Origin of the sequence: Streptomyces sp. P9-A2 (genome assembly GCF_036634175.1) — a bacterium.
In the GTDB taxonomy this organism is placed as follows: domain Bacteria; phylum Actinomycetota; class Actinomycetes; order Streptomycetales; family Streptomycetaceae; genus Streptomyces; species Streptomyces pratens.
Window position 1 is genome coordinate 6,064,713 of sequence record NZ_JAZIFX010000001.1, and the last position, 21,313, is coordinate 6,086,025.

The 21,313-nt window shown below is 70.6% G+C and carries 15 protein-coding genes and 1 pseudogene; 13 read left to right on the forward strand and 3 right to left on the reverse strand.

What is annotated here, in order from left to right; translation table 11 throughout:
• The first annotated feature begins 385 nt into the window (after nucleotides 1-385).
• A complete protein-coding gene (locus V4Y04_RS27530) occupies nucleotides 386-1,591 on the forward strand; it encodes a TolB family protein (RefSeq protein WP_332431031.1) in 1,206 nt (401 codons plus the stop codon).
• A gap of 183 nt (nucleotides 1,592-1,774) precedes the next feature.
• A complete protein-coding gene (locus V4Y04_RS27535) occupies nucleotides 1,775-3,781 on the forward strand; it encodes an ATP-dependent DNA helicase (protein WP_332431032.1) in 2,007 nt (668 codons plus the stop codon).
• Nucleotides 3,782-4,038: 257 nt separating this feature from the next.
• On the opposite strand, the gene lexA is transcribed toward V4Y04_RS27535, so the two are convergent.
• Nucleotides 4,039-4,818, reverse strand: coding sequence for a transcriptional repressor LexA (gene lexA / locus V4Y04_RS27540; protein WP_332431033.1), 780 nt, complete (start codon nucleotides 4,816-4,818; stop codon nucleotides 4,039-4,041).
• Between the two features lie 740 nt (nucleotides 4,819-5,558).
• Here lexA and nrdR point away from each other — a divergent pair.
• The gene (gene nrdR, locus V4Y04_RS27545; protein ID WP_332431034.1) at nucleotides 5,559-6,116 is read left to right on the forward strand and encodes a transcriptional regulator NrdR; all 558 of its coding nucleotides are present in this window, start codon (nucleotides 5,559-5,561) and stop codon (nucleotides 6,114-6,116) included.
• 162 nt (nucleotides 6,117-6,278) lie between these two features.
• Nucleotides 6,279-9,170 (forward strand): vitamin B12-dependent ribonucleotide reductase, encoded by a 2,892-nt coding sequence (locus V4Y04_RS27550; RefSeq protein WP_332431035.1) that lies wholly within the window; start codon nucleotides 6,279-6,281, stop codon nucleotides 9,168-9,170.
• A 164-nt stretch (nucleotides 9,171-9,334) separates the two neighbouring features.
• On the opposite strand, the gene V4Y04_RS27555 is transcribed toward V4Y04_RS27550, so the two are convergent.
• A complete protein-coding gene (locus V4Y04_RS27555; RefSeq protein ID WP_332431036.1) occupies nucleotides 9,335-9,868 on the reverse strand; it encodes a TerD family protein in 534 nt (177 codons plus the stop codon).
• A 158-nt stretch (nucleotides 9,869-10,026) separates the two neighbouring features.
• Here V4Y04_RS27555 and V4Y04_RS27560 point away from each other — a divergent pair, with 158 nt between their 5' ends.
• The 6 genes and pseudogenes from V4Y04_RS27560 (at nucleotide 10,027) to V4Y04_RS27585 (ending at nucleotide 14,247) form a co-directional block, all read left to right on the forward strand.
• The gene (locus V4Y04_RS27560; protein ID WP_332431037.1) at nucleotides 10,027-10,632 is read left to right on the forward strand and encodes a YdbC family protein; all 606 of its coding nucleotides are present in this window, start codon (nucleotides 10,027-10,029) and stop codon (nucleotides 10,630-10,632) included.
• A gap of 106 nt (nucleotides 10,633-10,738) precedes the next feature.
• On the forward strand, nucleotides 10,739-11,398 hold the full coding sequence (locus tag V4Y04_RS27565) for a histidine phosphatase family protein (RefSeq protein WP_332431038.1): 660 nt from the start codon (nucleotides 10,739-10,741) through the stop codon (nucleotides 11,396-11,398).
• Nucleotides 11,399-11,411: 13 nt separating this feature from the next.
• A complete protein-coding gene (locus V4Y04_RS27570; RefSeq protein WP_332431039.1) occupies nucleotides 11,412-12,317 on the forward strand; it encodes an ADP-ribosylglycohydrolase family protein in 906 nt (301 codons plus the stop codon).
• Between the two features lie 85 nt (nucleotides 12,318-12,402).
• Nucleotides 12,403-12,759 (forward strand): annotated as a pseudogene (locus V4Y04_RS27575) (TetR family transcriptional regulator); the annotation flags it as partial.
• An 85-nt stretch (nucleotides 12,760-12,844) separates the two neighbouring features.
• Complete coding sequence (locus V4Y04_RS27580; protein ID WP_332431040.1) at nucleotides 12,845-13,546, forward strand: ribonuclease HII; 702 nt, start codon at nucleotides 12,845-12,847, stop codon at nucleotides 13,544-13,546.
• Between the two features lie 68 nt (nucleotides 13,547-13,614).
• Complete coding sequence (locus V4Y04_RS27585; RefSeq protein ID WP_332433024.1) at nucleotides 13,615-14,247, forward strand: hypothetical protein; 633 nt, start codon at nucleotides 13,615-13,617, stop codon at nucleotides 14,245-14,247.
• A gap of 149 nt (nucleotides 14,248-14,396) precedes the next feature.
• Here the strand turns inward: V4Y04_RS27585 and V4Y04_RS27590 are convergent, their stop codons facing one another.
• A complete protein-coding gene (locus tag V4Y04_RS27590; RefSeq protein WP_332431041.1) occupies nucleotides 14,397-15,011 on the reverse strand; it encodes a hypothetical protein in 615 nt (204 codons plus the stop codon).
• An 858-nt stretch (nucleotides 15,012-15,869) separates the two neighbouring features.
• Between V4Y04_RS27590 and V4Y04_RS27595 the strand changes: the two genes are divergently transcribed.
• The 3 genes from V4Y04_RS27595 to V4Y04_RS27610 all read left to right on the forward strand — a co-directional run bounded on the left by V4Y04_RS27595 (nucleotide 15,870) and on the right by V4Y04_RS27610 (nucleotide 21,303).
• Complete coding sequence (locus V4Y04_RS27595) at nucleotides 15,870-18,032, forward strand: RecQ family ATP-dependent DNA helicase (RefSeq protein ID WP_332431042.1); 2,163 nt, start codon at nucleotides 15,870-15,872, stop codon at nucleotides 18,030-18,032.
• Between the two features lie 488 nt (nucleotides 18,033-18,520).
• Nucleotides 18,521-20,236 (forward strand): DUF4192 domain-containing protein, encoded by a 1,716-nt coding sequence (locus V4Y04_RS27605; protein ID WP_332431043.1) that lies wholly within the window; start codon nucleotides 18,521-18,523, stop codon nucleotides 20,234-20,236.
• Nucleotides 20,237-20,544: 308 nt separating this feature from the next.
• On the forward strand, nucleotides 20,545-21,303 hold the full coding sequence (locus V4Y04_RS27610) for an NUDIX hydrolase (protein ID WP_332431044.1): 759 nt from the start codon (nucleotides 20,545-20,547) through the stop codon (nucleotides 21,301-21,303).
• The last annotated feature ends 10 nt before the right edge of the window (nucleotides 21,304-21,313 follow it).

A 21,313-nucleotide genomic window follows, 5' to 3' on the forward strand; every position in this document is an offset into this window, starting at 1 on the left:
ACCGACGGAACGGCAACGGTTTCGCTACGAGCTTTCTGACCTGGACATTCTCAAGAAGCGCAAGGATGTGACGCCTTCGCGCGGTGGGCCCGTCGAGGAATCCTTCACGCGGGAGCGGCCGCTCGTCGCCTTGGCGCTCTTTGCGGAGGGGCACGCCGATCGGCCGTGTCCGGCCGGGAATCGGCCCCCCGGCCGTAAACCCATTGACCCCTGGCGGGACGGAGCGCTTTCATCACCCGAGTCCTCACCGGGATCCACGCGGGCGTCTGCCGGCCGTGGACGGGCGCGAGGCGTACGGGACGGCCACTGCAGTGCACAGCCGATGGGGAGCCGCTTGATGAGATCTTCTTCTCGACTTTCTTCGAGACCTTTCGCACACATCGCCATGACCACCGTCCTGGCGGCCGTGGTCGCCGGGGCCGCCGGGCCCGCGGGGGCGGCGAGCGGCGACCCGGCCCCGCCGCGCACCGAGCGGATCAGTGTGGCCCCCGACGGCACCGGAGGCAACGGTCACTCGGTGGAACCGGTGGTCAGCGCCGACGGACGGGTCGTGGCCTTCGCGTCGGGAGCGACCAACCTGCTCGCCGGCGGTACGGACAGGACGTACAGCGTCTTCTACCGCACGGCTCCCGGCGCACCACTGCAGCGTGTGGTGGTGCCGGGCGCGACGACGTCCACGCCCCAGGTGTCCGGGTCGGGAAGCCACCTGACCTTCAACTCGTACTCGGCCACCACCGGGAAGTCCTCCGTGCATGTCATGGACCTGCGCACCGGATCCGTCGAGCGGCTGGCTCCCGCGCTGGACGAGGACTACGAAGTGTCGTACGGCATCGCCCCGGTCAGTGCGCATGGACGCCATGTCGCCTTCGTCGCCCGGCCCACCACCGGCGAGAACGGCGCGTTCGACTGCCGGGTCATGCTCCTGGACCGCTGGACGGAGCAGGTGCGGCAGGTCAGCCGGCCCTCGGACGGCTCGAAGAACTTCCACCGGTGCACGCAGATCTCGATGAGCGCCGACGGCCGCAAGGTCGCCTATCTGGAGGGGTACTCCGGACCGGCCGACGACGACCAGGGCGACATCCTGGTGTACGACCGGGTGACCGGGCGGACCGTGCAGGCCGATGCCTCGCACGACGGTGCCCCCGCCGACCGGTCGGCGATCGCTCCGGTCCTCAGCGCCGACGGCACCCGGGTCGGCTTCAACTCGCAGGCGACCGACCTGGTTCCGGAAGCCGATACGAACGACGGCTGGAACGCCTTCGTCCGCGATCTGCGCACGGGCACGCTCCGGCGCCACGACGGCCGCACCCCCACGGATCTCACCCTGGTCTCGGACCTGTCGGTGAACGGCTCGAAACTGCTTCTGAACACGGCGGACGCGAACCGCAGGACGACAGGGCTGATCCTGCGCGATCTGCGCACCGGCCACGAGGAACTGCTGGCACCGGGACAGGACGGCGAGCCCGTCACCGTGGGCGGGGCGGCACTGAGCGCGGACGAGTCGACCGTCGTCTTCGACTCCTACTACCCGGGCCTGGTGCCCGACGACACGAATCTGATCGGAGATGTGTTCGTGCGCACCTTGCGCTGAGGCACAGGGAACCTCGCGTCGAGCCACGGCACCCTGCGCCCGGCCGCAGGGTGTCGTGGGCGGAACCCACCGGGCCGACCGATCCTCGGGGCGTGATCAGCAGGCCCCGAGGCCCTCCGTCGCGTTCTCGGCTCTCGAGGCCGGCGCACGATTGTCGGTGCCGGGCCGTAGGGTGGTCGCGCTATGACGAAGCCCTCACTCCCTGAACTCCTGCACGCTGCCGTCACCGCCGTCGGCGGCACGGAGCGCCCCGGCCAGGTGACCATGGCCGAAGCCGTCGCCGAAGCGATCGACGACGCCTCCCATCTGCTGGTCCAAGCCGGCACCGGCACCGGAAAGTCGCTCGGCTATCTGGTGCCCGCGCTCGCTCAGGGGGAGAGAGTCGTCGTGGCGACGGCCACGCTGGCCCTGCAGCGCCAGCTCGTCGAGCGCGACCTTCCGCGCACGGTGGAGGCGCTGCATCCGCTGCTGCGCCGCCGCCCGGAGTACGCCATGCTCAAGGGCCGGTCGAACTACGTCTGTCTGCACCGGCTCCACGAAGGCGTACCGCAGGACGAGGAGGAGGGCCTCTTCGACCAGTTCGAGGCGGCCGCGCCCACCAGCAAACTGGGGCAGGACCTGCTGCGCCTGCGCGACTGGGCGGACGAGACGGAGACCGGCGACCGGGACAACCTCACCCCGGGTGTCTCCGACCGGGCCTGGTCCCAGGTGTCGGTGTCGTCGCGGGAGTGCCTGGGCGCCACGAAGTGTGCCTACGGCGCGGAGTGCTTCGCCGAGATGGCCCGCGAGCGCGCCAAGCTCGCCGAGGTCGTCGTCACCAACCACGCGCTCCTGGCGATCGACGCGATCGAGGGCGCCCCGGTGCTGCCGCAGCACGAGGTGCTGATCGTCGACGAAGCCCACGAACTGGTCTCCCGGGTCACCGGAGTCGCCACGGGGGAGCTCACTCCCGGCCAGGTCAACCGCGCGGTGCGCCGGGCCGCGAAGCTCGCCGACGAGAAGGCGGCCGACCAGCTGCAGACCGCGGCCGAAGGCTTCGAACGCCTGATGGAGCTGGCTCTTCCGGGCCGTCTCGAGGAGATCCCGGAGGACCTCGGGTACGCGCTGATGGCGCTGCGCGACGCCTGCCGGACCGTCATCTCCGCCATCGGGAGCACCCGCGATAAATCCGTCCAGGACGAGGACGCGGTCCGCAAACAGGCGCTGGCCTCGGTGGAGAGCGTGCACGACGTGGCGGAGCGCATCACCAACGGCTCCGAATGGGATGTCGTCTGGTACGAGCGTCACGAGCCCCGCGCCGGATCCGCATACCGGCACAGCGGCGCCTCGCTGCGCGTCGCCCCCATGTCGGTCTCGGGCCTGCTGCGGGAAAAGCTCTTCTCCGACCGCTCGGTGGTCCTGACCTCCGCGACCCTGAAGCTGGGCGGTGACTTCAACGGCGTGGGCGCTTCCCTGGGCCTAGGCCCCGAGGGCATCGAGGGGGACGATCTTCCGCGGTGGAAGGGCGTCGACGTGGGCTCTCCGTTCGACTACCCCAGGCAGGGGATCCTCTACGTCGCCAAGCATCTGGCGCGTCCGGCCCGCGACGGCGACCGCGCGGACATGCTCGACGAACTCACCGAGCTGATCCAGGCCGCGGGCGGCCGCACCCTCGGCCTGTTCTCCTCGATGCGGGCCGCTCAGCTCGCTGCCGAGGAACTGCGTTCCCGTATCCCGGAGTTCCCGATCCTCCTCCAGGGGGAGGAGACCCTCGGCGAGCTGATCAAGAACTTCGCCGCCGATCCGAAGACCTGCCTCTTCGGCACCCTGTCGCTCTGGCAGGGCGTCGACGTCCCCGGCCCCAGCTGCCAGCTGGTCGTCATGGACAAGATCCCGTTCCCACGCCCGGACGACCCGTTGATGAGCGCCCGCCAGAAGGCGGTGGAGGACGCGGGAGGGAACGGCTTCATGGCGGTCGCAGCCACCCACGCCGCGCTGCTCATGGCGCAGGGCGCCGGCCGGCTCGTCCGGGCCACGGGTGACCGCGGCGTGGTCGCCGTCCTGGACCAGCGACTGGCGACGGCGCGCTACGGCAGCTATCTGAAGGCCTCGCTGCCCGACTTCTGGCTCACCACGGACCGGAACCAGGTGAGGAAGTCCCTGGCCACGATCGACGCGGCAGCCAGGCAGGCCGAGGGCGAAGCGGACTGAGGGCACAGCGGACCGAGGGCGAGGAGCAGGCCCCGGCCGCGGACGGAGCGCACGCCGGGGCCCGGCACGGGCCATGAACGAAGGGGCGTGCCGGGCCGTGAAGGGTTGTGCCGGGCCGTGACCCGACAGCACAGGACGGGTACAGCACGGGACGGGTACAGCACGGGACGGGGACAGCACAGGGCCCCGGAACCGGCGCAGGGGTTCCGGGGCCCGGACCAGGGGCGGGGCCGGACCGGCCGGTCCCCGCGGTGGGCTCAGACGCGGCGCAGAACGGCCACCACCTTGCCCAGAATGGTCGCGTCGTCACCGGGGATCGGCTCGTAGGCCGCGTTGTGCGGGAGGAGCCAGATATGGCCGTCCTCGCGCTTGAAGCGCTTGACGGTGGCTTCGCCGTCGAGCATCGCGGCGACGATGTCGCCGTTCTCGGCGACGGGCTGGCGTCGGACCGTGACCCAGTCACCGTCACAGATCGCGGCCTCGATCATGGAGTCGCCGACGACCTTCAGAACGAACAGCTCACCGTCGCCGACGAGCTGACGGGGGAGGGGGAAGACATCCTCGACCGACTCCTCGGCGAGGATGGGACCGCCGGCGGCGATCCGGCCGACCAGCGGCACGTACGACGCGGCCGGCTTGCCCGCGGTGTCCGTGGGCTGTGCGGAGGCTGCCTGGTCGGAGCCGCGCACCTCGTACGCGCGGGGGCGGTGCGGGTCGCGACGCAGGAAGCCCTTGCGCTCCAGTGCCATCAGCTGGTGCGCCACCGAGGAGGTGCTGGAGAGGCCGACCGCCTGGCCGATCTCGCGCATCGATGGCGGGTACCCGCGTCGCTGCACCGAATCCCTGATGACTTCGATCACCCGACGCTGGCGGTCGGTGAGTCCCGAGCTGTCCGCCCGGATGCCGGGAGGTCGGCCCGGCAAGGAACGCTTTTGGCCCTCGGGATGCGTGGCTTCGCTCATCGCATGCGCCGGCTCGAGCCGGTCCTGGGAGCGGTCCTGGGCAGTGATGCTGGCGCTGTCTGCGGTGGTGGTCACGTCGGCCCCTCTCGATGGTCTCCCTGCAAGACAACGGTAGTAGCTTTCGAAAGGTTGCGCCAAACACACGTTCGAGTGAAAAAACGCGAATTGCCTTCTTCGATTGCCCGGAGAGGTGTATTGGCTGCAATTCTCCCCATCGGGCAAAGGTGCCCATTTCCGTATTCTTCGCCGCCGGGGCGGCGGCCTTCCGGCCGTGGGTCAGTCTGCCATTCGCCGCCCCGTGACGCGGGGGGCGGCCCGGCTCTCCTCGGGTCTCTCCGGGAGCCGCACGCCGCCTCCTTCCGGCGTGCACGACATCTCCCCATATGTGGCCGGCGCGCCTCCTCCGCGCGGCGGACCCGGTCTGTCCGGACCCGGTCTGTCCCGGGTCTGCCGGACCGGTGACCGTCGGCCCCGCGCAAGATCCCCCGCACCGTCTCGTGAGAGGTTTCGCGCGAGCTCTTCGGGGCGCGCGCCGGCCCTCTGTGGGTGCGTACTGTCGCGTCACTGTCGCGTCGCGTGAGCGCATGGCGAAGAGGGGTGGACGGGAGCCCTCGGTCCCAATCCGAGCGACACGCGTGCTGGAGTGTATGAATGGGCCAATCACCACATCTAGTGGTTGGATTGCACCAGCTGCCCAGAAGTTGTGGTCCCGCGGTCCTGAGGCCTTCGGGGATCGCTTATGCTGGAGCAGCTTCACGGGGCCGAACGGGCCCCTTAAGGTCATGGTGTCCGCTGCGAGGAAGGGTTGGGATTTCATGCACTGCCCCTTCTGCAGGCACCCCGACAGCCGTGTCGTCGACAGTCGTACGACCGACGACGGCACGTCGATCCGCAGGCGCCGCCAGTGCCCCGACTGCTCCCGTCGTTTCACGACCGTGGAGACGTGCTCGCTCATGGTGGTCAAGCGATCCGGTGTCACCGAGCCGTTCAGCCGCACCAAGGTCATCAACGGTGTGCGCAAGGCGTGCCAGGGGCGGCCGGTCACCGAGGACGCGCTCGCGCAGCTCGGCCAGCGCGTCGAGGAAGCGGTGCGGGCCACCGGGAGCGCCGAACTGACCACCCACGATGTGGGGCTGGCCATCCTCGGCCCACTGCAGGAACTCGACCTCGTCGCCTATCTGCGGTTCGCGTCCGTCTACCGGGCGTTCGAGTCGCTCGAGGACTTCGAGGCCGCGGTCACGGAACTCAGGCAGGTGGAGCACCCCGCCGCGGACGACGGAGACCGCGAGGGAGCTGTCGCGGAGGGCCGGGAAGACAACAGCGGGCCCGGCGGGACCGTCCAGGTCCCGGAGCCCACCCGGCCCACCGGCTGACCGGCGGGCCCTGCCCGGTCCTGCGGCCGGGGGCGGCCGGACTGCGGCGATGAGAAGACCTGTTGCGGGCGATACGAGTGGGCGCCCGCAGCATCAGACAAACACCGTGCCACGGGAACACCGGGGCACTTCAGGGCGTTTTGCCCGTACCAGGGAGGCGGCATGACAGAGACGGCGAGCGGTCCGACACGGAGTTCCCGGGCCAAGGGCGGCGGCAAGGCCGGCAAGGGGCTGCGAGTCGAGCGCATCCACACCTCTCCCGGAGTCCATCCCTACGACGAGGTGGTCTGGGAGCGTCGTGACGTCGTCATGACCAACTGGCGCGACGGCTCGGTCAACTTCGAGCAGCGTGGCGTCGAGTTCCCCGACTTCTGGTCGGTGAACGCGGTCAACATCGTCACCAGCAAGTACTTCCGCGGTGCCGTGGACACCCCGCAGCGCGAGACCAGCCTCAAGCAGCTGATCGACCGCATCGTGAAGACGTACCGGAAGGCCGGCGAGGACCACAAGTACTTCGCCTCCCCCGCCGACGCCGAGATCTTCGAGCATGAGCTGGCCCACGCCCTCCTGCACCAGATCTTCAGTTTCAACAGCCCCGTCTGGTTCAACGTCGGCACGCCCCAGCCGCAGCAGGTCTCCGCCTGCTTCATCCTGTCCGTCGACGACTCCATGGAGTCGATCCTCGACTGGTACAAGGAAGAGGGCATGATCTTCAAGGGCGGCTCCGGCGCCGGCCTGAACCTCTCCCGCATCCGCTCTTCCAAGGAACTGCTGTCCTCCGGCGGCAACGCCTCCGGCCCGGTCTCCTTCATGCGCGGCGCCGACGCCTCCGCCGGCACGATCAAGTCGGGTGGCGCCACCCGACGCGCCGCCAAGATGGTCATCCTCGACGTCGACCACCCCGACATCGAGGACTTCATCCAGACCAAGGTCAAGGAGGAGGAGAAGATCCGCGCCCTGCGCGACGCGGGCTTCGACATGGACCTGGGCGGCGACGACATCACGTCCGTCCAGTACCAGAACGCCAACAACTCGGTCCGTGTGAACGACACGTTCATGAAGGCGGTCCAGGACGGCGGCAAGTTCGGCCTGACGTCCCGCATGACCGGCGAGGTCATCGAGGAGGTCGAGGCCAAGGCGCTCTTCCGCAAGATGGCCGAGGCCGCCTGGGCCTGCGCCGACCCGGGCATCCAGTACGACGACACCATCAACAACTGGCACACCTGCCCGGAGTCCGGCCGCATCAACGGCTCGAACCCCTGCAGCGAGTACATGCACCTGGACAACACGTCCTGCAACCTCGCGTCGCTGAACCTGATGAAGTTCCTCGAGGACGACAGCAAGGGCCACCAGTCCTTCGACGTCGAGCGCTTCTCGAAGGTCGTCGAACTGGTCATCACCGCGATGGACATCTCCATCTGCTTCGCGGACTTCCCGACCCAGAAGATCGGCGAGAACACCCGCGCCTTCCGCCAGCTCGGCATCGGCTACGCCAACCTCGGCGCCCTGCTGATGGCGACCGGCCACGCCTACGACTCCGACGGCGGCCGCGCCCTGGCCGGTGCCATCACCTCCCTGATGACCGGCACGTCGTACAAGCGCTCCGCCGAACTGGCCGCGATCGTCGGCCCGTACGACGGCTACGCCCGCAACGCGAAGCCGCACCTGCGGGTCATGAAGCAGCACTCCGACGAGAACGTCAAGGCCGTCCGCGTGGACGACCTGGACACGCCGATCTGGACGGCCGCCACCGAGGCCTGGCAGGACGTGCTGAGCCTCGGCGAGAAGAACGGCTTCCGTAACTCCCAGGCGTCCGTCATCGCCCCGACCGGCACCATCGGTCTCGCGATGTCCTGCGACACCACCGGCCTCGAGCCCGACCTCGCCCTGGTCAAGTTCAAGAAGCTGGTCGGCGGCGGCTCGATGCAGATCGTCAACGGCACCGTCCCGCAGGCCCTGCGCCGCCTGGGCTACCAGGAGGAGCAGATCGAGGCGGTCGTCGCCCACATCGCCGAGCACGGCAATGTGATCGACGCCCCCGGCCTCAAGCACGAGCACTACGAGGTCTTCGACTGCGCCATGGGCGAGCGCTCCATCTCCGCGATGGGCCACGTCCGCATGATGGCCGCGATCCAGCCGTGGATCTCCGGCGCCCTCTCCAAGACGGTCAACCTGCCGGAGTCGGCGACCGTCGAGGACGTCGAGGAGGTCTACTTCGAGGCCTGGAGGATGGGCGTCAAGGCGCTCGCCATCTACCGCGACAACTGCAAGGTCGGCCAGCCCCTCTCCGCCAAGACCAAGGAGAAGGAGAAGGCCGAGATCACCGAGAAGACCGAGGACACGATCCGTGCCGCGGTCGAGAAGGTGGTCGAGTACCGCCCGGTCCGCAAGCGCCTGCCGAAGGGACGTCCCGGCATCACCACGTCCTTCACCGTCGGCGGCGCCGAAGGCTACATGACCGCCAATTCCTACCCGGACGACGGTCTCGGCGAGGTCTTCCTGAAGATGTCCAAGCAGGGCTCGACCCTCGCGGGCATGATGGACGCCTTCTCCATCGCGGTCTCCGTCGGCCTCCAGTACGGCGTCCCGCTGGAGACGTACGTCTCGAAGTTCACCAACATGCGCTTCGAGCCGGCCGGTATGACGGACGATCCGGACGTGCGGATGGCGCAGTCCATCGTCGACTACATCTTCCGTCGTCTGGCGCTGGACTTCCTGCCCTTCGAGACGCGTTCCGCGCTCGGCATCCACTCCGCCGACGAGCGTCAGCGCCACCTCGAGACCGGCTCCTACGAGCCGACCGACGACGAACTCGACGTCGAGGGTCTCGCCCAGTCCGCGCCGCGGACCCAGGAGCTGAAGGCGGTCGCCACACCGAAGGCCGAGGTGGCCGAGCCCGCCCCGCAGCAGGTCCACACCAGCGCCGAGCTGGTCGAAATGCAGCTGGGCATCCAGGCCGACGCCCCGCTCTGCTTCTCCTGCGGGACGAAGATGCAGCGGGCCGGCTCCTGCTACATCTGCGAGGGCTGCGGCTCGACCAGCGGCTGCAGCTGAGGCAGCGCGTGACACCGTCCGTACGGGCCTGTCCGCCCGGTGCGATCGGCTGAGGGAATGAGAAGAGAGGGGCACCGGCTTCGGCCGGTGCCCCTCTCTTCTCTCGTTCTTCCCGTCCCGCTGCCGTTTCCCGCTGAGCTGCCGGGGCCGACGCCGGGGCCGGCTCACGGGCGGCGGGCGGCCCCCATGGTGCGGGTGAAGGCCGACGGGTCCCCCTGGAAGCCCTGGACGCCGGGACGGAAGTCCCAGGCCCCGGTGCCGTCCCGGGTGAACTCGGCGACCGTGGCCGCCGTGGATCCCCGGACGCCCCCGAAGTCGTCCTCGGCCAGGACGGTGTATCCCTCGCGGATGCGCAGACCGGGATGGTCCACGTCGGCGAAGGTGCGCGGCTCCTGGTGCTGCTGTATGACGACCCCCACCACCACGCGCGTGTACCGCGCGTCGAGCCGGTTCAGCTCCAGCGTCATGACCTCGTCGAAGCCGAAACCCTTGCCGTCCTTGCTGTCCCGGTTGAGGATGATCGTGCCGTCGGGAGAGCGGCTGTCGAAGTGCACCACGTAGGAGGGATCGCCGTGTGGATCACTTGCCGGGTAGGGCGCGGCGACGAGATCCAGGTCGGTGGCCGGCTGGCCCGCGGGACTCGGGTCCCACCTCAGCGCGATCTCGACCTTGCCGATGCCCTTGTTGACGCCGTTCACCAGTCTTCCCCTTCCCCGTGCGACCGTCCTGCCCCTTCAGTCCAACTGCCGGGCGAACCTGGCAGGTTGTCCATCCTGTCATGCCGGGCCGGATGAGTGCGGCGAAGCAGTCCCGCCGAGGGGGACCGGGCCGTGTTCCGCGGCCTTACGATGGCGCGGTGCTGGTCAAGTGGATTCGCTGCACCGTGGTGGACCGTCGCGGGTTCGAACGGGGACAGCGAAAGTGGGCGGGGCTTCTGGGAGAGCCGGGATTTCGTGGACAGGGCGGGGGCTGGAGCCGGGGGCGGCAGGATGTGGCGCACATCTTCTCCTTCTGGGAGAGCCGCGCCTTCTACGATTCCTTCATGGCGCGATCCCATGACCGGCTCGCCTCCGCGCAGTCGGGCACCTTCAAGGACGCGCAGGTCAGGCTGTTCGACCACCGCTTCGATGTGAAGACCGGCTTCGAACCGCGCTTCACGGACGTCGACCTGTTGAGAGCGGCACTGTTCCGTGTCCATGAGGAGCGTGCGGAGCATTTCGTGCTGATGCACGAGAAGGTCTGGAACCCGGCGATGGCGGGCTCGCCCGGCATGGTCCGGGGGCTGTTCGGTGAAGCACCCGGCAATGAGTTCCTGGTGCTGTCGATGTGGTGGTCGGCGGCCGAGCACGGCAAGTACCGCACCGAACGCGTGGAACGTCTCGCCCTGCGGGCGCAGACGGAGGCCGACATCGCGGCGCTCACGGGGGACATCGTGGACATGGAGCCGGTCTGGACGGTCTGACGTACCGGCGCACGGAACCGTCTCGCACCGCGGGAAGTGTGTGACCTGTGCCGTACGGAGCGCGTGCGGGTGCTCGGTCGGCCGTCACCCGTTCTAGGGTTTGAGCATGGCACGACCACGGCGCATCGTCCTTGTCCGGCACGGTGAATCAACGGGCAATGTTGATGACTCCCTTTATGAGCGCGAACCCGATCACGCGTTGGCCCTGACCGAGCGGGGCCGGCGGCAGGCGGAAGAGACGGGCAAGCGGTTGCGCGACCTGTTCGGCCGGGAGCGCGTCAGCGTGTACGTGTCCCCCTATCGCCGTACACACCAGACGCTGAGTGCCTTCGGCCTCGACCCGGAGCTCATACGCGTGCGGGAGGAGCCGAGACTGCGTGAGCAGGACTGGGGCAACTGGCAGGACCTGAAGGACGTCCGTCTGCAGAAGGCGTACCGGGACGCGTACGGCCATTTCTTCTACCGTTTCGCCCAGGGCGAGTCCGGCGCGGATGTCTATGACCGGGTCGACGGCTTCCTGGAGAGTCTGTTCCGGAGCTTCGACGCCCCCGACCACCCGCCGAACGTCCTCATCGTGACGCACGGTCTCGCCATGAGGCTGTTCTGCATGCGGTGGTTCCACTGGACCGTCGCGGAGTTCGAATCCCTGTCCAACCCGGGCAACGCCGAGATGCGGGTGCTCGTTCTGGGGGAGGACGGCAAGTACACGCTCGACCGGCCTTTCGAGCAGTGGCGGCAGCCGGAGCCGTACGGGATCACCGGATAGGGTGGGCAGGGCGATGACGACCGTTGACTCCACCTCCGCAGGGCGCCTGGACCGCGCCCTGGCCAGCCTGCGCGGACTGTCGGTGGGGGACGCGCTGGGCTCGCAGTTCTTCGTCCCGGCGAACTATCCGCTGCTCATGCGCCGTGAGCTGCCCCCGGGCCCCTGGCAGTGGACGGACGACACGGAGATGGCCTGCTCGGTCGTCGCCGTCCTCGCCGCCCATCGGCGGATCGACCAGGACGCCCTCGCGTGGTCCTTCGCCCGGCGTCAGGACGTCGACCGGGGCTACGGGCCCGCGGTCGACCGGCTGCTGCGACTGGTCCGCGAAGGCGGTGACTGGCGCGAGCTCGCCGCAGACCTCTTCGACGGCCGGGGTTCCTGGGGCAACGGCGCCGCGATGCGCATCGCGCCCCTGGGTGCCTGGTACGCGGACGATCCGGAGCAGGCGATCCACCAGGCGGAGATCTCGGCCTACCCCACCCACCAGCACCGCGAGGCCGTGGTAGGCGCGATGGCCGTCGCCGCGGCAGCCGCACTCGTCGCTGCTCCCGGGGGGCCGCCCGGCCCCGAAGCCCTGCTCGACGGGGTTGTCGCGCTGGTGCCCAGGAAGAGTGCCGTCGGTGCGGGGCTGCGGCGGGCCCGGGACATGCTCGACTACGGCGACACGGCCACCGTCGCCGCCGTCCTGGGATGCGGACGGCGGACGACGGCCCACGACACCGTTCCCTTCGCGCTGTGGTCGGCCGCCCGGGCCCTGGGCGACTACGAACGGGCCTTCTGGACCACGGCTCAGGCGGGCGGGGACATCGACACGACCTGCGCCATCGTGGGCGGGGTGATCGCGGCGGGAAAGGCCGGGATGCCGCCTGCCGGGTGGGCAGAGCGGGTCGAGGCGCTGCCGAGCTGGATGCCGGTGTAGTTCCGGCCGGTCCGGCGGTGCCAGGGTCGGTCCGGCGGTGCCGGCATGGCGGCGGCCGGGATGAAGGCCGTCGAAATGCCCTGTGCTGTGTCTGGGAGCGCGTGACGCGATGTTCTCCCCGCCGGGCCTCGACCTGCGCTCGTTCATTCACGCATGCGATTCCATGTAGGCGGGGCGGTTCCATGCCGTGATTTTCGAAGGGGTCGTGGAGTCGACCGTCAAGATGCCCCGATAAGTGATCGAGCGAGGTGTCAAGCTTGGCATTGAGCGAGGCGTCGGGCATGGGGAGGTGCGTGCCGAAGCGGTGAACGGCTACGTCTTCGATGCCGTTCCGGTGATGATGATGCACCGGTCCAAGATGTGCGGAAGCGAATGAGCGGACGTCGACGTGGAGGAGGTGATCGACCTGTCGATGGTTCCGCTGCCGCGGCCGGAGGGCTCCCGGCCCGAGGCTGCCGAGACCCCGGCATCGCTCGGGGGACCAGGGTGTCGCGGGCCGTTCCGGGCGGCGTAGGCTAAGGGTCGCCATGCCGTACGAACCACCAACTCACACTGTCGAGCGCTCCCTCCGCGCCACGACCGGGGCGAAGACCGTCGCAGGTGTCGACGAGGTGGGGCGCGGCGCCTGGGCCGGCCCCGTCACCGTCTGTGCGGCGGTCACCGGACTGCGCCGGCCCCCCGAGGGTCTCACCGACTCCAAGCTCCTCACCGTCAAGCGGCGGGACGCACTCGACCGGACGCTGAGGGACTGGGTGACGTCGTACGCCCTGGGCCACGCATCCCACGAGGAGATCGACCGACTGGGGATGACGGCCGCGCTGCGGCTGGCTGCGGTGCGCGCACTCGAAGGGCTGCCGGCCCGGCCCGACGCGGTGATACTCGACGGTAAACACGACTATCTCGGGGCGCCCTGGCGGGTCCGGACCGTGATCAAGGGTGACCAGTCGTGCGTGGCGGTCGCGGCGGCCTCGGTGATCGCCAAGGTGTACCGCGACAAAATGATGGCCGAACTGGGTGCCGAGCATGCAGACTTCGGTTTTGCGGACAATGCCGGGTACCCGTCGCCCGTGCACAGGGCCGCGCTGGAGGTTCGGGGGCCCACCCCCTACCACCGGCTGTCGTGGGCGTATCTTGATGCGCTGCCCCAGTGGCGGCATCTCAAGAAGGTCCGCAGCGGGGCGGACGGAAGTGTTCCGGTGATCGAGGGTCAGCTCGGCTTCGATTTCTGACTGTTCCGTTCGCACTCATGTGCCACCCGGTGGTACGAGTCGTATCAATGTTTGATAAAAATCAGCCCATTCCTCTCATTCCCGAGGAGCCTCAGATTCACGAGAGTGCCCAGGGTCCCCGCGCCACTCCGGCCAACAGCCGTACCGCGCCGACCCCCCGCCCCGTACCCGGTCCCCGCCCCGCGGCTCCGCCGCGCCCCGGTCGGCCAGGCCCGGTCCGGCCCGCGCCTCCGGCGCAACGTACGCCGCGTGATGCCACTGCGGCGGCCCCCGAACCCGTCCCTTCGAAGCCGACCGCTCCCGCTGCGGCCGGCGCCCAGGTCCAGTTGGTCCCGGCGACCGTCCAGGGGGCGCTCGACGCCGCCGAGGAAGCCGTGGACCTGCTGCTGGACTCGGGCCGTGCCCCGGGCGACGTGCTGGTGATCACCACCGGCGAGCCGCACCCGTGGGCCACCCACGAACTCTCCTTCGGTGAGGCCTCCTACTGGGCCCTGCACGCCGCCGCCGACGACGTCTTCTACGCGGACGCCGCTGTCGCGGCCCGTGCCGGAGCGCGCCCCGTCGTCGTGGTCGCCGTCAACGGAGGGTCCGAGTCGGTGTCCGCGTCGGCCCTGGCCGTGGCGCGCAGCAAGGCCACCGCCCTGCTGATCGTCTGCGGTGACCCGAAGTGGCTCAACTCGATGATGAGTACGGTCGTCTGATCCGGCGTCATGGCGCCCGTCCGTACGGGCGCCATGACGCCGCGTTCCACCGCGCGGGCAGTGATGCCGGCGCGGCGGCAGGGCGCGCGGCCCGCAGGAGCGTACGAGGCCGCCGACAGCCCTCTGGTTCCCAGGAGCCCCGTCGGCCCTCAGCGCGCCGCCGCGCGGCGCAGGACATCGGACGCGACACCGCCGGTGCGCGGTATTCGCGGCGGCGCCTCGGCCGTGGCGAAGGGCTCCGGTGCGGAGCCGCTGCTGGGCCGACGCCCACCGCGCCCCTCGCCGAGCACCTGCCAGCCGTCACGGGTCAGCGTGATGTACGCCCCGCAGCGCAGCCCGTGCAGCGTGCAGGCGTCCCGCAGCCCCCACATCCACGCACCGTCCTCCTCCGTCCAGCGCGCGTCGCCGTCGCGGCAGTAGAGCAGGACGGCGGTACGGACCGGCGTGCGGCGCCGCAGGTCGTGCGGGACGACCCGGCGCAGCTGGGACAGCAGCGCGTTGCGGAACATCCAGCCGTCCGCCGGGGCCGGGCGGCGGGTGAACGAGGCACTCGCCCGCACTCGCTCGTCCTGGTCGAGCACGGCGACGACCGCGGTCGTCGGCCCCGGACGGTGCCGGGAGTGCAGCCCGCTGACCACCTCACGCGGGTTGCGCAGCAGCGGGATTCCCGCGGCGGCCCACTCCGCGGGTTCGAGCAGACGAGTGGCGGAAGCGGCGGGCGTCGACAGCGATGCCGCCGAGGACGGAGCGAATCCGAAGGTCACGGTCCTCCCTTCGGCTACGCCCGGACTACGGGCGGGAACGGATTCAGGGGAGCGCGCACGCAACGGAGCCCAACCTGAGCGGCGGACGAGCCGTGCGGGTGCGGACCTCAATTCTTCCTGTCGAACCTGGATGCGGCAACGAGCAATCGTGCGAGCCGACCGGTATCAGATGATTGAGAGTTATATCCCTGCCCGGTGTGCCCTGCGGGCACACATGAAGCGCCCGGTGACGGCAGTTCGTACCGGAGGGGCACCGGTGCCCCGTGTCCGGAAGGGCGGGCGTCGGGAACTCGGGCGGCGGTGTCCGGCTGAGCGCCGGCCCGGGACGTGGCAGGGAGGAGAGGCGGCACCTCCTGGGCTCGGCCCGCCGGAACAGGCGGGCCGTGGCGGCCGGGGGCCCGGCCCGTGTCCGTGCGGTCGGCACCGCGTGTACCGGCCCCTGAGCCTGGACCGGGGCAGCGGAGAGCGAGGACGGCACGGCTCTCGCCACGTGGCCGGGTGCCGGCCGTGTCCGGCAGCCGCCCCCGCCAGGCCCCGTGCCGTCCGCTTCCCGGTCGGGAGGCGCCTCTCGAGGTCCACGCCGATCGCCGGAAGGCCGGTGGGTCGCACGTGCCGTGGGCCACACGGGCTGTGGGTCGCACGTGCCGTGGGTCCCATGCGCCGTGCTTCGTCCCGGCCACGGGACCGAGGACCTCGGCATCCGAGGCTTTCCGGCGTCCCGCCCGCGTAAACGTCTCGAGCGGGAGCCGGCCGGAGGGCTCACGACGTCGCCTCTTGGGGCCGCGCGGCCGAGGGGCCCGTGACCTCGTCATGGAGCGGGATTGGCCGACTGCCCGAGCCGTGCGGTTGCATGGGGGCATGAATGATCTGGAGCTGCGTGCCGAAGCCGACGCCATCCTCGCCGAGCTGGTCGGTGATCCCGGGGGCACGGCACGGCTCCGGGAGGACCAGTGGCAGGCGGTGGCGGCTCTGGTGGTGGACCATCGCCGTGCCCTGGTGGTGCAGCGCACCGGATGGGGCAAGTCGGCGGTGTACTTCGTCGCCACCGCGCTGCTCCGCCGGCGCGGTTCCGGCCCTACGGTGATCGTCTCGCCGCTGCTGGCGTTGATGCGCAACCAGGTCGAGTCGGCAGCGCGGGCCGGCATCCAGGCACGCACGATCAACTCGGCGAACCCCGAGGAATGGGATGCCATCCACGAGGAGGTCGAGCAGGGAAAGGTCGACGTTCTCCTCGTCAGCCCGGAACGCCTCAACTCCGTCGACTTCCGTGAACGGATGCTGCCCGGGCTCGCGGCCACGACCGGCCTCCTGGTCGTCGACGAGGCCCACTGCATCTCCGACTGGGGACACGACTTCCGTCCCGACTACCGCAGACTGCGCACGATGCTGCAGGAGCTCTCCCCGGGGGTTCCGGTACTGGCCACCACGGCCACGGCCAACGCCCGCGTCACGGCGGACGTGGCTGACCAGCTGGGCACCGGAGCCGGCGAGGCCCTCGTGCTGCGCGGCACGCTGGAACGGGAAAGCCTGCGGCTCGGCGTGGTCCGGCTGCCGGACGCCGCCCACCGTCTGGCCTGGCTCGGCGAGCACCTGAACGACCTGCCGGGCTCCGGGATCATCTATACGCTGACCGTCTCGGCCGCCGAGGAGGTCACCGCCTACCTGCGCGCGCGTGGCTTCGCCGTGGCCTCGTACACCGGCCGGACGGAGAACGCCGACCGCCAGCAGGCCGAAGCCGACCTGCTGGCGAACCGGGTGAAGGCCCTGGTGGCGACCTCCGCCCTCGGGATGGGCTTCGACAAGCCGGACCTGGGCTTCGTGGTCCATCTCGGCTCGCCGTCCTCACCCATCTCGTACTACCAGCAGGTGGGCCGTGCGGGCCGCGGTGTGGAGCACGCCGATGTGCTGCTGCTGCCCGGTAAGGAGGACGAGGCGATCTGGCGTTACTTCGCCGAGGTCGCCTTCCCGCCCGAGACGCAGGTCCGTCAGACCCTCGCCGCCCTCGCCGACGCGGGGCGGCCGCTGTCCGTGCCCGCCCTGGAGGCGTTGGTGGACCTCCGGCGGACTCGCCTCGAGATGATGCTGAAGGTCCTGGACGTGGACGGCGCCGTGCGGCGTGTGAAGGGCGGCTGGACGGCCACCGGTGCCGACTGGGTCTACGACGCAGAGCGTTATGCCTGGGTCGCCCGCCAGCGTGCCGCCGAGCAGCAGGCCATGCGCGACTACGTCGGTACCTCCCAGTGCCGGATGGAGTTCCTGCGCCGCCAGCTGGACGACGAGAAGGCCGCCCCGTGCGGCCGCTGCGACAACTGCGCGGGAGCCTGGACGGATCCTGGCGTTTCACCCCAGGCACTGGCCGGCGCCGCTGGTGAACTGGAGCGTCCGGGGGTGGAGGTCGAACCGCGCCGCATGTGGCCCACGGGGATGCCCGCCCTGGGCGTCGACCTCAAGGGACGCATTCCGGCGAAAGAACAATGCTCCCCCGGGCGGGCCCTGGGCCGCCTCTCGGACATCGGCTGGGGCAACCGCCTGCGCCCGCTGCTGGCGGAGCAGGCGCCGGACGGTCCGGTCCCCGACGACGTTCTCCAAGCGGCGGTGGCAGTCCTCGCCGACTGGGCCCGCTCCTCGGGCGGGTGGGCGGACAAGGGCCCGGACGCGTCGGTCCGGCCGGTGGGAGTCGTCGCCATGCCCTCTCTGAGCCGGCCCCGGCTCGTGGGTTCCCTTGCCGAACGAGTGGCCACCGTCGGGCGTCTCCCCTTCCTCGGCGCCCTCGAGTACACCGGGGACAGTGAGGCGCACCGGACCCGTAGGAGCAACTCGGCTCAACGGCTGCACACGCTGTCCGCCGTTTTCACCGTTCCCGAGGAACTCGCCGGTGCTCTGGCGGCTGCTCCACACGGCCCGGTCCTGCTCGTGGACGACTACTCTGATTCCGGCTGGACCCTCGCAGTGGCCGCGCGTCTGCTGCGCCGGGCGGGCGCGGAGCAGGTCCTTCCGCTGGTCCTCGCGGTGACAGCCTGAAGACCCGCGTGGAGCCGGCTCCCGGCCACGTCTCGACCTGGTTGCGCATCAGCGCCGGGCGGGGTGGTGGACGGGGCGAGCATGGTGGTGCCGCTGCCTCCGGCCCGCAGCGGTGACGCGGTCCTGAAGGGGACCGCGGACTCGTCCCAGCCTGTGCGCCGGACGACGAGGGCCTGGTGGTGGTCGGCGACCGGCACCGGCAATGCCCGCCGCTGATCCTCGCGCGGCCGGGCTTCTCCCGAGGCGTCCCCGATGAGCCGGACGAGGACGGTCGTCCGGAGATCCGCGTCGTCGTGTGCCCCTGCGTTCCGCGCAACAGGACGGCGGGCGGCCGGGTGCCGACACAGGCCGACGAGAGTGCAGGATTTATGTGACGATCGCATCGCCGTGGAAGCGGAAGTGCAGGTCAGGCAAGGTATGTGACGCGTCCCTGACGAGAGTTGTCCACAGGGTGAGCGGAATTTCCTGATCCGCGAGATCGTCCTGCCATGACGAACAGCAGCGAAACGAACGGATCCTCCGAAAACGGTGACATCGTTGGTCGGGAGCGGGACGAGCACGCCGGCCTTCCGGGACGCGACGACACCACCCGCGGCACCGAGGTCCCGGGGCCCAGGGCGCACAAGGCCGCGGGCACGCACGCGGGGCGCGCGAAGGACATCGCCTGCACCGCCTACGGCAGCCACGGCGGCGAACAGCAGGTCACACTGCGCACCCCCGCCGAACTCGCCGACGCCTTGCCCTATCTGCTCGGCTACCACCCCGAGGACAGCATCGTCCTGGTCGCCCTGTACGACAAGGACGGGCGGGGCAGGTTCGGCGGCCGGGCCAGGCTCGGCATCCCCACGAACCGGGACGACTGGCCCGCCGCCGCCCGGCAGCTGGCCCAGGGGCTGGTCACGGGAAGCGAGCGCCGAGGCGTCAAACCCGAACAGATGGTCGTCTTCCTCTGCCAGGAACCGGGGGAGGGCGAGCCCGACGGGCAGGTCAAGGAGCGGCTGGGCCCGCTCGCTCACGCGCTGCGCCTGGAATGCGGCGCTCTCGACGTCCCTGTGGTGGAGGCGCTGTGCCTCTCGGGCGGCCGCTTCTGGTCGTACTGCTGCGACGACGGGGGATGCTGCCCGGCGGTCGGCACGCCGATGGGGCTGCCGGGCACCTCGGTGCTGGCCGCCGCCGCGACCTACGCCGGACTTCAGGTCCGGGGCACGCTGCGCGAACTGCGGGCGAGGTTCCTCCCGTGGGAGAACGCCGCCGCCCTCGAACAGGAAGCAGCCCTGGACGCCGCCCACCGGACGCTGGTCCCCAAGATCCTCGACGCGGCGGGACGCAACGAGGTCGCCCGGCAGACACGGGAACTGGCCTTGTGCGTCATGGACCGGCTGGCCGGGGCCCCCTCCGTGTCCGGCATGCTCCCTGCGGACCTGCGGGACGACGAACTGCTCCGGCACGACGAGGCCGCCGCGCTGATCCTCGGCCTGCAGGACCGCACGACCCGGGACCGGGCGGCGGAGTGGATGGAGGGCGAGGAAGCAGGTCCCGCACTCCGCCTGTGGCGGGCGCTGGCCCGTCGCTGCGTCGGATCGTACGGCGAACACGCTGCGGCCCCCCTGACGCTCGCCGGCTGGGTCGCCTGGTCCACCGGCGACGAGCTGGAGGCGAGGGAGGCGCTCGCCATGGCCCTGGGTGCCGATCCCGACTATCTCTTCGCCCGCCTGCTGCACCAGGCCTGCAACGAGGGCCTCGACCCGGAATCGATCCGCCGTTGTCTGCGCGCGGAACGCGACGGTCAGGGGAAGGCGGACGGTGAGGGCCCGGCCACCGGCGCGGTCGGCAGGGCGGGCGACGAGGATCCGGGCAGTGAAGATCCGGGAGACACGGAGCCCGGTGACACGGAGCCCGGTGCGGCGGGGGAACCCACGGTCTTCGGGCCCGGGGCTGCGGTGGGGCGGGAGACGCCCTCACGCCGCCGGCGCCGAGAGCGTGTCCCCGGCGCCGGCACCGGTGGCGGTCCCCCGCGTCGGGGGCGGGCGGACGGCAGTCGCCCGACCGTACGGATTCCGCATCCCCGTACGGCGGTGGGCGGCACGCGTCCGGGCGGTGTGCGTCCCGGCGTCGAGGGACCGGATACCGCGCGCCATCGTCGAGCTGCCTTGCGTCGGGGACGTACGCAGCTCCGGAGCCGGGGCAGCGCCGGGGAGGAGTGACCGGCGGGCAGGCGGGTGAAGGGAGCGGGAGCGGCGACGGCCGGGAGTCGCCCTCTCCGAGGCCCGCCTCGCAGGTGAGCCGACCGTCGTCGGCCGAGGGCAAGGAAGCGGAAGGGGCAAAGGGCCAAGGAGTAAGAAACCAAGGAGGAGAGAACCGGGGAGGAGGAGCACTGCAACGGTCCCGTGGCACGGGATGCGCAGGATGCCGGGATCCGGTACCGGGAGCGGTACCGGACCGAAGCGGATCGGCCGTCGGTGCCGTCGGCGAAGGGAGTGTTTATCGTCAGGCAGACGACTATGATCGCCGCATGCCCTACGACCCGTCAGCCTTTCCGCCTTTTGCCGTCACCGTGGACCTGGTCGTGCTGACCGTGCGCCGCCATGCCCTGTGCGCGCTGGCGGTACGCAGGGGCGAACCGCCGTTTCAGGGACGCTGGGCGCTTCCTGGCGGATTCGTCCGGGCCGACGAGGACCTGGCGCAGGCGGCGGCACGCGAACTGGCGGAGGAGACCGGCCTGCGCGTGCACGACCCCGTGGCCCCCGCCCAGACCGGTGGCGCGCACCTGGAACAACTCGCCACCTACGGCGATCCCGAGCGCGACCCGCGTATGCGGGTCGTGAGCGTCGCGCACCTCGCCCTCGCCCCCGACCTGCCCGCACCCAGGGCGGGCGGCGACGCCAGCAACGCGCGCTGGGCCCAGGTCGGGGAACTGCTGCAACAGGCGGACTACGGCAGGGACGGCGAGCCGGTGGCGCCGCTCGCCTTCGACCACGCGCAGATCCTGGCGGACGGGGTGGAGCGCGCCCGCTCCAAGATCGAGTACTCGTCGCTGGCCACGGCCTTCTGCCCGGCCGAGTTCACCGTCGGCGAGCTGCGGCGTGTCTACGAGGCCGTGTGGGGTGTGGCCTTGGACCCGCGCAACTTCCACCGCAAGGTGACAGGAACCCCGGGCTTCCTGGTGCCGACGGGTGGCACGACCACCCGGCAGGGCGGCCGTCCCGCTCAGCTCTTCCGGGCAGGCGGAGCCACCCTGCTCAATCCGCCGATGCTGCGCCCCGAGGCGTGAGCACGCCGGC